11 protein-coding genes are annotated in these 12,407 nt (G+C 47.4%); 1 reads left to right on the top strand and 10 read right to left on the bottom strand.

What is annotated here, in order from left to right; all coding sequences use genetic code 11:
- Positions 1 to 349: 349 nt before the first annotated feature.
- The 9 genes from CUS_RS15975 to CUS_RS15935 form a co-directional block, all read right to left on the bottom strand.
- Positions 350 to 1,492 (bottom strand): ABC transporter ATP-binding protein, encoded by a 1,143-nt coding sequence (locus tag CUS_RS15975; protein ID WP_004167495.1) that lies wholly within the window; start codon positions 1,490 to 1,492, stop codon positions 350 to 352.
- Between the two features lie 184 nt (positions 1,493 to 1,676).
- Positions 1,677 to 2,417 (bottom strand): pseudouridine synthase, encoded by a 741-nt coding sequence (locus CUS_RS15970; RefSeq protein ID WP_004167527.1) that lies wholly within the window; start codon positions 2,415 to 2,417, stop codon positions 1,677 to 1,679.
- A 4-nt stretch (positions 2,418 to 2,421) separates the two neighbouring features.
- Positions 2,422 to 3,069, bottom strand: a complete 648-nt coding sequence (locus CUS_RS15965) for a DUF3592 domain-containing protein (protein ID WP_004167494.1) — start codon at positions 3,067 to 3,069, stop codon at positions 2,422 to 2,424.
- A 198-nt stretch (positions 3,070 to 3,267) separates the two neighbouring features.
- Positions 3,268 to 3,744 (bottom strand): hypothetical protein, encoded by a 477-nt coding sequence (locus CUS_RS15960; RefSeq protein WP_004167505.1) that lies wholly within the window; start codon positions 3,742 to 3,744, stop codon positions 3,268 to 3,270.
- Entirely contained in the window at positions 3,737 to 4,063 is a 327-nt protein-coding gene (locus CUS_RS15955; protein WP_004167502.1) for a hypothetical protein, read from the bottom strand. Before CUS_RS15955 ends, CUS_RS15960 begins: the two co-directional genes overlap by 8 nt.
- Before the next feature lie 3 nt (positions 4,064 to 4,066).
- Entirely contained in the window at positions 4,067 to 5,389 is a 1,323-nt protein-coding gene (gene hisS / locus CUS_RS15950; RefSeq protein ID WP_004167491.1) for a histidine--tRNA ligase, read from the bottom strand.
- 788 nt (positions 5,390 to 6,177) lie between these two features.
- Positions 6,178 to 6,759, bottom strand: coding sequence for a YdcF family protein (locus tag CUS_RS15945; RefSeq protein WP_004167486.1), 582 nt, complete (start codon positions 6,757 to 6,759; stop codon positions 6,178 to 6,180).
- Positions 6,760 to 6,884: 125 nt separating this feature from the next.
- Positions 6,885 to 7,295, bottom strand: a complete 411-nt coding sequence (gene mgsA, locus CUS_RS15940) for a methylglyoxal synthase (RefSeq protein ID WP_004167515.1) — start codon at positions 7,293 to 7,295, stop codon at positions 6,885 to 6,887.
- A gap of 36 nt (positions 7,296 to 7,331) precedes the next feature.
- Positions 7,332 to 8,069, bottom strand: coding sequence for a P-loop NTPase (locus tag CUS_RS15935; protein ID WP_004167499.1), 738 nt, complete (start codon positions 8,067 to 8,069; stop codon positions 7,332 to 7,334).
- Positions 8,070 to 8,582: 513 nt separating this feature from the next.
- Between CUS_RS15935 and CUS_RS15925 the strand changes: the two genes are divergently transcribed.
- The gene (locus CUS_RS15925) at positions 8,583 to 9,044 is read left to right on the top strand and encodes a DUF4830 domain-containing protein (RefSeq protein ID WP_004167514.1); all 462 of its coding nucleotides are present in this window, start codon (positions 8,583 to 8,585) and stop codon (positions 9,042 to 9,044) included.
- Between the two features lie 490 nt (positions 9,045 to 9,534).
- Here CUS_RS15925 and CUS_RS15920 read toward each other — a convergent pair whose 3' ends face one another.
- Positions 9,535 to 11,943: a glycogen/starch/alpha-glucan phosphorylase gene (locus CUS_RS15920; RefSeq protein WP_004167523.1), complete on the bottom strand. Its 2,409-nt coding sequence runs from the start codon at positions 11,941 to 11,943 to the stop codon at positions 9,535 to 9,537.
- Positions 11,944 to 12,407 lie beyond the last annotated feature (464 nt).

The following is a 12,407-nucleotide window of genomic DNA, read 5'->3' as shown; positions in this document are numbered from 1 at the left end:
CATCTTGTCAAACATTATATCAACTTAAATTATAACATAAAAAAGGCGCATAAGTCAATGCTTTGACTTACACGCCGCCCAAGTATCACGCTTTTGCACAAAAGCCCATATGGATTTTATGGCACTTTGACTAACATTCAGCACTATTTTTCGGACAATTACCGACAGCCGCCCGCGCTTTGCGCACCACAAGCACATACAATGCAGTGCCGACCAGCCGGAAGCCGTTAAAAAACGCCAGCGCTTGCAGATCAAACAGTGCGAACGCTGTCAGGAGGAAATACACCACACACTAAACAAAAACGCCCTCTCCTTGCGAAGAGGGCGAAATATTCATATAGGGAAGCTATCAGTTTACAACAGCCTTCTCGGTCTCCTTGTCGAAGATGTGTATTCTGTTAGGATCAAGAGCTACCTGTATCTCATCCTGAGGTCTTGCAGTAGATCTTGGCGATACTCTTGCAGTCAGGTTGATGCCTTCGCAGGTCAGATACAGATAAGTTTCAGCACCCATCATTTCGGTTACTTCAACAGTAGCGTTGATGATACCTGTCTTAGCAGCAGAAATGAACATCTCTTCATCGTGTATGCACTCAGGTCTTACACCCAGAACAACTTCCTGATTTACCAGTGGCTCAAGTGCCTCAGGATCAGCCTTGCTCTCAGGAACTTCGACCTCGTACTTAACGCCCCTAGCAGTCTTGGTGTCTTCAGAACCGAATTCAACAACATACTTGCCATCTCTCTTCAGCAGCTTAGCATCGATGAAGTTCATCTGAGGTGAGCCGATGAAGCCTGCAACGAACTGGTTAACTGGGTTGTTGTACAGGTTGGTAGGTGTATCTATCTGCTGGATATAACCGTCCTTCATAACTACGATACGGTCGCCCATTGTCATAGCCTCAGTCTGGTCATGTGTTACGTAGATGAATGTAGTACCCAGCTTCTTGTGCAGCTTGGAGATCTCGGTTCTCATCTGTGCTCTCAGCTTAGCGTCCAGGTTTGACAGAGGCTCGTCAAGCAGGAATACCTGAGGGTTACGAACGATAGCACGACCCAGAGCAACACGCTGACGCTGACCACCTGACAGAGCCTTAGGCTTTCTGTCCAGCAGGTGAGAGATATCCAGTATACGAGCTGCCTCTTCGACCTTTCTTGCGATCTCGTCCTTTGGAACTTTTCTCAGTTTCAGACCGAATGCCATGTTCTCAAATACAGTCATGTGAGGATACAGAGCGTAGTTCTGGAAAACCATTGCGATATCTCTGTCCTTAGGAGCGACATCGTTTACCAGTCTGTCGCCGATGTACAGTTCACCTTCGCTGATCTCTTCCAGACCTGCGATCATTCTCAGTGTAGTAGACTTACCGCAGCCCGAAGGACCTACGAGGATTATGAATTCCTTATCCTTGATCTCGATGTTGAAGTCGGAAACAGCGATAACACCGCCGGCATACTTCTTATAAATTTCTCTTAATGATACGCTTGCCATTAAAAAGAACCTCCCTATTGAATATTTCCTTACTCAGGCATGGCCACACTTATGCCCGAATTTAGTACACATATATCATAACAAATTTTCATCAGAGCCGCAAGAGTTTTTTTAACTAAACTTTATCGTATTACTTTATGTATATTAACGAAAATACACTAACCGCAGTCAGAATTTTCCAATTTTAGTTTTTGCCTGCCAATAATTTTTCAACATCTTTGTGCAGTATCTCCAAACACTTTCCGCTCGCTAACTCCCCATTCAAGGGCATTTCACCGATGGCGGTGCGCTTGAGATACACCACCTTGTTACCCAGTTCAGCGAACATTCGTTTGACCTGATGGAACTTACCCTCATGCAGTATGAGGGTACATTCGCAATCGTTTTCGTCACTGCCCGAAAATTGCGCAGGAAGACACTTTTCGTCCTCGCCGCCGTCAAGTCCTTTTATGGTCATGCCTGCCGCCATTATATCGGCATATTCGGGCTGATAAGGCTTTTCCAGTCTGACAAAGTAGGTCTTTGGCACATGGGTCTTAGGCGAGAGCATACGGTGGCTCAGTTCGCCGTCATCGGTGAGCAGCACGAAGCCCTCAGTATCCTTGTCGAGCCTGCCTGCGGGGAACAGTCCGTTCCTCATAAGTTCGGGCGGCACAAGGTCGAGCACTGTCATGCTGTCGCCCTCTTTAGTCGAGCAGACCACGCCTGCGGGCTTGTTGAGCATGATATAGACATGCTTTTTGTAGACCAGCCTTTCGCCGTTCACGAAAATTTCGTCATCGGTATCAACTTTCGCATCTGAGCGAGCCATCAGCTTGCCGTTGACAGAGATCTTCTTTTTCAGGCAGAGTTTTTTGACATCAGCCCTTGAAACGTCGCTGAATTGTGAAGCGACCAATTTATCAAGCCGCATTATCTCGCCCATAACATCACCTTGCTCTTTCGTCTGCCAGCGCCGCAGTTATTTTACCGTTGGTTTCTTCGACGATGACTAAATCGTAGAACTCGCCCACTCTCGGTGCGGTGCGTTCGGTTTTTACGCTTATTATCTGTTCCTGACCGTTCTGCCTGAAAATACGAAACTGCATTTCGGTGCCGCCGTTTCCGTTATGCCAGCTGGTCAGTTCGGCTTTGACTGTTCTGCCGTTTTTCATCAGTTTGTTGTATTTCGCCCTGCCTTTCAGCGCACTGATAAGCACAGCCCAGCCGCCGACAGCCACTCCGCCGACCAGTGCAATGAACAGGAATTTGAGGGCATTATCGGGCGGGCAGTAGACCTGATAGGGGTCATCGGGCAGCACATAGCCCTCCAGCGTCTGACCGACTGAGGGGTTCTGATTGGCGATACAGTAGGCTTCTATCCACTCACCCTTATCGTTTTTATACTTTACCATGACTTGACTGTTACTGCCTGTTCGGGCGACAGCGGTCACATTCGCACTGACTTTCCTGCCGTTCTCGATATATTCTTCCTCGACGAAAACACCGTGTTTCGCCGCCCATAAAAAGACTGCGGGGATAATGACAGCCATCACAATAAAGATAGCCGCCGCCCCGCCCAGCTTAGGTTTTTTCATTTGTGTTTCTCCTCGAAGTCTGCACTTTGCGTTTACAGCTTGGGACTGCCATTCGGCAGTGTCGGCACAGAGTTTGCCATTCTTATCCTACTTGCGGACTTTTGTTTTGCTCTGCGTAGTCTGCGTCATGGTTTGCTTTTTTTCGCTAAAACGGCTATCTTTCGACCATGCCAATAATTATGAATTGTGAATTATGAATTATGAATTAATAAGGCTTTCCAGATAGGATCTCAGCATTTTTTTGCTGTTATCCCACAGCATCACTGCCGATCCCAGTACCCCCAGTCCCAGAAATACCAGCGCACCCGTATTTGAACCGCCTGCATATGCCCCCAGCGCACAAAGCAGGGTCAGCAGTATATACACCCCGACTGTCACATACGCATATGTCGGCTTGCGGAAACTGCCGCTTAAAGTGCAACCATCACCGTTCTCGGTGATCTTCCCGAAAAAGCCCGTAGAACCGCCGTCACGCTTGCCTGCTTTATGGTAGAACATCATGACTTTATCGCCCTCTATCCTGCCGTAATAGACACTTTCGGTACGGTGCGCGCGCATAAATCTGCCTGTGCTGAGGATATTCATGGAGGGTCTGTATTCCACCATACTGCCCCTCAGTTTTTTTAACAGTTTTTTCTTGTCGAGGTCAGTCTTAATGGTATATTTCTCAGGCATTTTCGCCCTCGTCCTTCTTATCGGGATAATCGGCGGGGTCGAAGACTTTCTCGTTTATCCTTATCTCGCCGCCGCGCTGTGTATTGAAAAGCATGCCGTATATCGTGCCGCATTTGGTACAGCGGAACTGGTGGAAATACTTGCCCATCGTGAATTTCATATCTTCATCGACTATCCTGCCCAGCGGACATGTGGAGTAAGTCATCTCCACATCGCCCGATATCAGCAGACCAACCAGAGAATTAGCGCACAGCAGGTACTCCTGCGGGCTTCTTATCTCGCGCACCATTATATTTTCGCACTGTTCACATCTTGACATGGTTTACTCCTTCCCCAGCAGACCTGCCATCTCTTCCTCAACGCCCTTGAACATTTCGCTTACCAGAGCGTTTGAGAAATTCTCAACAAAGGTGTTATCGAGTTTGATATCGGTCTGTTCGCCGCTTGCCATATTCTTAAGTTTTGCGCAGCCGCTTTCCAGTTCGCTGTCGCCTATAACTATGACGAATTTCGAGCCTATCTTATCGGCGTACTTCATCTGGGGCTTTATACCTCTGCCCATGAGGTCATACTCAACGAAATAGCCTTCATCGCGCAGTTCCATCGCGAGGGACATAGCGCGGTCAGCCGCCGCCTGACCCATAGAAGCGATGTAGAGGTCGCAGGTCTTTGCTTCCATGAAGTCGCAGTTCTGCTGTTCCATAGTCATTATGAGTCTTTCAAGACCCATGCCGAAGCCAAGTGCAGGCACTTGTTTGCCGCTGAGTTCGTTCAGCAGACCGTCATATCTGCCGCCGCCGCATACGGTGCTTTGTGCGCCGATGCCCTCAGCGATGAACTCAAAAACAGTCCTTGTATAGTAATCAAGACCGCGCACGATGCGTGGATTGATATCGAAGTCGATATTCATAAGCGAGAGGTACTTTTGCAGTGCTTTAAAGTGAGCATCGCACTCCTCACAGAGGTAGTCGATTATCAGCGGAGCGTCCTTTGCGATGCCCTGACAGATAGGCGACTTGCAGTCAAGCAGGCGCATGGGGTTCTTTTCGAGTCTGTCCTTGCAGGTATCGCAGAGGGTATCGCGGTGAGGTGTGAAGTACTCGCGCAGAGCTTTCTGGTAATTTGCGCGGCAGGTGGGACAGCCTATCGAGTTGATATTCAGTTTGATATTTTGCAGGCCCACTCTGTCCATAACGCTTTTAGCGAGGGAAATGACATCTGCATCAGCCTTAGCATCGGGCGAACCTACCATTTCACATCCGAACTGGTGGAACTCACGCAGTCTGCCTTTCTGCACGTTCTCGTGGCGGAAGCAGGAAGTTATGTAATAGAGTTTCTGTGGGAATGCTTCATTGAGCAGACCATTTTCAACGACTGCGCGCATAACGCCCGCAGTACCCTCAGGGCGCAGGGTGAAGGTATCATCGCCCGTTGCGGAAACGGTGAACATTTCCTTCTGCACCACATCGGTAGTTTCGCCCACCGAGCGGATAAACAGACCCGTATCCTCGAATGTGGGGACTCTTATCTCCTTAAAGCCGTACTGTTCGGCAGTTTCAGCCGCCAGTTTTTCTACTGTGTGCCATTTATAAGCCTGTGCGGGCAGCATATCAGCTGTACCCTTTGGTCTTTGTATCATTGCCATTTTACTTACCTCCGTAAATTTATCATTGATTTCTTATTATTATCTTTTCTGCCGCATGAACATAGTGCGGCACATTTTTGCCGTTTTGTCCATTTATAGCGATCCAACTGTTTAAATTCACAAAATCCGATCGCAAAAGCTCGGATCTATGGATTTTGTGACTGGATTTTGTCTGAATTTTAAGGCGGAACGCTATAAGATACTTTCCGCGCGGGTCTGTATCGGCGTGGGTCACGCATCCTGATAACAGCCATGCTATGCAGGTGATGGTTTATCATTATCATACTTTGGAACGAGGGACGAACGGTGAGGCAAGCCCCCACCCTGCAATTCGGGAGATGTTTCCCGCTGGTGAGCGATAAAAACGCCGCCGATTTTTCGCTGTTCTTATCCTTTGGAGTGCGCCGCGACCGCCGAAGACGCTACGCTGTTTAACGCCAGCAAAGCTGTCGCGCTGGTGGACGCGGGCAATTCGTCGCACGCACACGGGGAGCGGTGTTCGCGAGAAATGAGTACGCTCTTTTCTTTGCGAATTGCCCGCTTGTTTTTATCGAGGGTCTTGTCCTCTTTCCGTCTTTTGCTTTGTTCGCCCAACTTGTTTTGCTTGTTGCGTTTCTTTCTGCTTCCCCGATTGAGGGGCGCTGCCCCTCAAACTCCCCGCAAGCCCTCTGGCGGCGGGCTTGACCGACCGCTTTGACTCGCGCACAGCTTGTTGTGCTTACTTAGCTTTATTGGGCGGCACAGCATTCTCCCGCCCACGCCAGTAATTATGAATTATGAATTATGAATTATAAAATGCCTGCTCTTATATAATAACGTAATTTTCCCCATTCGTCAAGTACTGTCCGCCTGCCTTTGTCAGTTTTGTACCAATTTTCTTTCGTGGCTGAACCCTTTTGCACAGGACATGAAATAAACTCATACTGCGGCAGTATCTTTTCAGCTGTAAGGAGCGCTCTGCGCATATGGTATGCGGTGGTCACAAGTATTATCCTACCGCCATCAGGCAGAACTTCCCTCAGCAGATTTTCTGAACAGCTGAAATTCTCAGCCGTATTCATTGAGCATTTTTCCAAAAGGATATCCCTCTCACTGACCCCCAGCGATATCGCCGCCGTTTCCATCGAAAGCCACTCAGCCATTTCCCCAAGCGCAGTTTTCTGCACTTTTCCGCCGCTGAAAAGCATCATGGGCGCTCTGCCGCTTTTATAGAGCCGAACAGCTTCGGGTACTCGGTATTCACAGGCTTTTCGGCTTCCGAGAACCATTATGAGGTCTGCCGCACTGCCGTCATAATCAAGCCCGTCATACAGCAGGCGATGAATGTTTTCATCGGTGGGATCATATGAAAGAAGTTCAGATATCAGCACAGTAATTCTCCTTTCCGCCTAATTTCTTCAACAAACAAAAAGCCGACAAACACGCGGTCTGTCGGCGTATCTTCAGAAATTTGCCCATAGCAAAGCAAGCCTTACGGCTGTAAAGCTAAAAATCGTCAGTTAGGCGTAGTCGGATTGACGATATCGCGCCAGTCGAGGTCGCCTCTCTCCAGCGAGTGTATGAGCGCCTCAGCTGTAGCTATATTTGTAGCCACAGGTATGTTGTGTACATCGCAGAGCCTCAGCAGGTTCATCTCGTTAGGCTCATGCGGCTTGGCGGAAATAGGGTCACGGAAAAACAGCAGCAGGTCGATCTCGTTGCAGGATATCCTTGCCGCGATCTGCTGATCGCCGCCCTGCGAGCCGCCCATGTAGCGCTGTATAGTAAGCCCGGTCGCTTCTGCCACTATCTTGCCTGTAGTACCTGTAGCGCAAAGCCTGTGCTTGCTGAGTATACCGCAGTAAGCTATACAAAACTGTACCATAAGTTCCTTCTTGGTATCGTGTGCGATAAGTGCAATATTCAAAGTTGTTCCCCCCGGTTCATTATTATTCCGTCAAACTCACATCTTGATCTGGATCGGTATGTGCTCACCTTTTATTCTTCTCGATATAGCCGAGAATGCCACAAAGCCCATCGAACTTGATGACAGCGGCGCACCCTTGCCTGTTGCCAGCGGTATCGCTGAATCTTCGGGGATAACGCCCAACAGCTGTACACCTACAGTATCGATTATCGCATCGAGGTCATCCATATCTTCAAACTCGAATATCCTCTTGCTTGCCTTGTTGATGATAAGCCTCTGTTTCTGGTTGCCCCGCTTGTAAAACTCGTCAGACATCATCTGCGCATCTCTTACACATACGGGGTCAGGTGTAGTAACTATCAGTATCAGGTCGGAATTTGTTACTATATCAAATACCGAGCCGTTGATACCTGCTGAGGTATCGATAAGTATATAATCGAAATACTTACGCATCTCACTGGTTATCCTCTCGATATCCTCAGCCTTAAGCTGTACGAACGGGTCAGACGGTGCGCACAGCACACTCAGGTTATTAGCCAGCTTGACCGTTGTCGTCGCTTTATAAACATCGCAGGTTCCTTCAAGTACATCACCGAGATCATAGGTGATGTTGCCCTGCATGCCAAGCATTATGTCCATACATCTCAGACCGAAGTCCAGTTCGATTATCAGCGTTCTGTTGCCCTGCTTCGCAAGCGCATATCCAAGACAGGCACTGATGGAAGACTTACCCGTTCCACCTTTACCCGATGTAACTGCGATTATCTTAGACATTGATCCATTACTCCTTTCATAACTGCGGCACTGACTTTTATGCCGCCTGCATGATCTCCACCTTTGGTCAAATCATTTTGCCAAATCATTATTTTATCTGCCGACACCTCTCCAAAAGTGCAGGTTAAGAAAAACGCAACCAAAGCAGTGGTACCTAATATATATTTTACCACATATTTTAGAATTGTCAAAGCAATTCGCTTAAAAAACCGTAAAATCGTGATTTCACATTAAGCACCCTATAATTTTTTAGCTATCTTGCACAACTTTTTACTGCCGTTCAGGTGGTCATTTCCATTCTTCTGACACATTAACATTTCCTTAATTTTCCTGCTAACACAAGTTCAAGCACTGCATTTACATAATTCATATCAAAAAGTTCAGAAAAACTCTTCAAAACTGAATTCGCAGAACATTTTAGCTTTTGGAACATTATTGACATTCAGTTCATTTGCATATATCTTGTCCTGTCTGCATACTATTAAGCAAACACATTTTCAGGAGGTATCCGCCATGTTCATACGCACAGTCAAGATAAAAAAGCCGAAGGTCATGCTGACAGTCCTGCTTGTTATTATATGTATCGGGCTTGCCGCCGTGTTCATTTTCGGGCTGAAGAGCCACACAAAACAGCGCATGCTCGACAGCGAGCCGAAGCGTCAGGCATTTTTAAGCGAGATGGGCTGGGAAGTCCCCGAAAAATTCGATGAAGTCAAAACAGTACTTATCCCCGAAGAGTGGGGCGAAGTTTACCTTGAATACAACAAACTGCAAAAAAAGCAGGGTTTTGACCTGACCAAATACAAGGGCATGCAGGTACAGGTCTACAGCTACCGTGTAATGAACTATCCTTCCCATGAAAACGAGGACTGCATTCTATGCCACCTTATGGTCTGTGATGGTCGGCTTATCGGCGGCGATGTCTGCTCTACCGCCTCTGACGGTTTCATGCAGGGGATTCGTTCTAATTCATAATTCATAATTCATAATTATTGGCAGGCATTCGGGCTTTGCTGTAACTATCACATTGCTTTCATATATCTTTTTTCTCCCACAAAAAGTGCGCTCGCGGAAAATTCCGTGAGCGCACGTTTTTTTTTGACTGCTTCAAACTGCCGACAAACACACGAAACCTGCGTTCATGTCAACAATTATGAATTACTTAGTCAGTCCCCAGATGTCCTTAGCGTACTCTTCAACAGCGCGGTCTGCTGAGAAGATGCCTGCACCTGCGATGTTTGCTCTACCGCCTCTGACGGTTTCATGCAGGGACTTCGGGCAAATTCATAATTATTGGCAGGCATTCGGGCTTTGATGTTTTAACCCTCACATTGCTTTCATATATCTTTTTTCTCCCACAAAAAGTGCGCTCACGAAAAATTCCGTGAGCGCACGATTTTTTTATTTGACTGCTTCAAACTGCCGACAAACACACGAAACCTGCGTTCATGTCAACAATTATGAATTACTTAGTCAGTCCCCAGATGTCTTTAGCGTACTCTTCAACAGCGCGGTCTGCCGAGAAGATGCCTGCACCTGCGATGTTTGCAAGGCTCATCCTCTGCCATTTCAGCTTGTCGGAATAGCACTCTGAAGCGTACTTCTGAGCCTTCTGATAGCTGTCGAAATCCTTAAGTGCCATGTAGGTATCGGTGTTCTTAAGGGTGTCGGCTATCTCAGGGAACTGTACGCCGTTAACGCCGTACTGAATGGTGTCGATAGCCTGCTTTACAACAGGATTGCTGTTGTAGATGTCGATAGGTCTGTAGCTTGCCTTGCATGCGTTGACTTCATCAACGTTCATACCGAAGATGATGATGTTGTCATCGCCCACCTGCTCGTGTATCTCGACATTAGCACCGTCCATAGTGCCCAGTGTCACAGCGCCGTTTATCATCAGCTTCATGTTGCCTGTGCCGCTCGCCTCAGTACCCGCAAGTGAGATCTGCTCGGAGATATCAGCCGCAGGCATAAGTATCTCGGACAGCGAAACATTATAGTCTTCAAGGAAGATAACATTCAGCTTTTCTCTCAGCTTGTCGTTCTTCTTAAGTTCTTCCGATATGTTCCAGATCAGCTTGATTATCTGCTTAGCCATATAGTAGCCCGGTGCCGCTTTTGCCGCAAAGATATAGGTCTTGGGCACGAAAGGAGCGTCGGGGTTGTTTTTGAGGTAGTTGTACTGTGCGATGATGTTCAGCGCGTTCAGCTGTTGACGCTTGTATTCGTGCAGACGCTTTACCTGTACATCAAAGATGGACTCGGTATTCAGCACAGTGCCGTACTGGTTCTTGACATATTTTGCAAATTTCTGCTTGTTCTCAGCCTTGATGTCAGCCAGTCTGTTCAGCACTTCTTCGTCGTTTTTGAAGACTGCCAGCTTGCTCAGTTCAGCGGCATTTTTCAGGAAACCGTCGCCTATCTTTTCTCTCAGCAGTTCGGTCAGACCTTCATTTGACTGATACAGCCATCTTCTGTATGCGATACCGTTGGTAACGTTCTTGAACTTGGTGGGAGTATCCAGATACTCGTCCTTGAATGTTTCCCTCTTGATTATCTCGGAGTGTATCTTTGCAACGCCGTTTACGCTGTGCGAAGCGTGAACGCACAGTGTAGCCATCTTGACCTTGTTGTTCTCAACGATTGACATGTGAGAAACCTTGCCTTCGTCCTTGTATCTCTCCCAAAGGTCGCGGCAGTATCTTTCGTTTATCTCGATGATTATGGAGAAAATTCTGGGGCAAACGCTCTTGAGCAGGTTGCAGTCCCACTTTTCCAGCGCTTCGGGCATAACGATGTGGTTTGTGTATGCGAAAGTATTGGTAACGATATGCCACGACTTATCCCAGCTGTAACCGCAGTCATCAAGCAGGATACGCATCAGTTCGGGTATAGCGAGGGTGGGGTGGGTATCGTTGATGTGTATAGCGACCTTCTCGTGCAGGTTATCCAGTGTGCCGTAAACCGACATATGCTGGTTTACTATATCACCGATGGAAGCCGCACAGAGGAAATACTGCTGTCTGAGTCTGAGGCTCTTGCCCTCAGCGTGGTTATCATTGGGGTAAAGCACCTTAGTGATAGCCTGCGACATGATATTCTTGCTGAGTGCCTTAGCGTAGTCGCCCTTATTGAAGAAAGGCATATCGAAAGAAGCCATCTCAGCCTTCCACAGTCTGAGCTTTGAAACAGCCTCACTGCCGTAGCCCGAAACGAACAGGTCATAAGGCACAGCCATAACAGATGTGTAGTTCTCGTGAGTTACACAGTGGTACTGATTATCCCAGTACTCTTTCAGTTCACCGTCAAAGCGGACTTCGATAGCCTTTGTAGGTACGGGCACCAGCCATACAGAACCGCCCGGCAGCCAGTTATCGGGGAGTTCGGTCTGCCAGCCGTCCTCCAGTTTCTGCTTGAAAATACCGTACTCATAGCAGATGGAGTAGCCTGTTGCATGGTAGCCGTCAGCAGCCAGCGCATCGAGGTAGCATGCAGCCAGTCTGCCCAGACCGCCGTTGCCCAGACCTGCATCAGGTTCCTGCTCGTATATGCCGTTGATGGATATGCCGAGATCTTTCAGCATTTCCTTAGCCTGCACGTTCATTTCCAGATTGTACAGTGAAGTTTTCAGCGACCTGCCCATCAGGAATTCCATAGAGAGGTAATAGACCTTCTTTTTACCTGCCGACTGTGTATTTACAGTGAACTTTCTTCTCTTCTTTTTCAGTATGCCGACAACTATCTTAGACAGTGCTTCATACACCTTTTTGTCGTCTGCTTCATCGGGGGTAGTCTGAAAATCGTTATGCAGTATCTCGATGAACTGCTTTTTCAGCTCCTCTTTGGAAATTGTCTTTTCCGCATTCTTTGCCATCGTATCATTCCTCCTGATTTCCTCTTGGCAGCCCGCACATGAACCCAATTCCCTCGCAAAGCTGCTCTATGCTACAGACAGCGCCGCAAAAAAACACGGCATCGCCTGATAACTATCTTATTAATTATAACACACTTCCGAAATAATTGCAAGGTAAATAAGTGCATTGTTATTAAATTTGTATGAATTGTGCATAAATATATCCCGCTTTGGTTTATTGTTTTATTATATGCCATATCGCATGAAAAGTCAAGAGCAAATTTCAAACGTTTTCGCTTTTGAAAAGCCCGATGTTTCGGATATTTCGCACAAAGCACGCCGACATATCACACAATTACAGCGATCCGCCTTAAAATTCAGACAAGATACGGTCACAAAACCTATATATCGAAGTTTTCGCAACCGTATCTTGTGAATTTAAAAAGTTGTATCGCTATAGATATATGAAACCATTTTGCCCGATT

Source organism: Hominimerdicola alba 8, from assembly GCF_000178155.2.
GTDB classification, from domain to species: Bacteria; Bacillota; Clostridia; order Oscillospirales; family Ruminococcaceae; genus Hominimerdicola; species Hominimerdicola alba_C.
The sequence above is the reverse complement of the archived record's forward strand: the minus strand, read 5'-3'. Positions and strand labels throughout refer to the sequence as shown.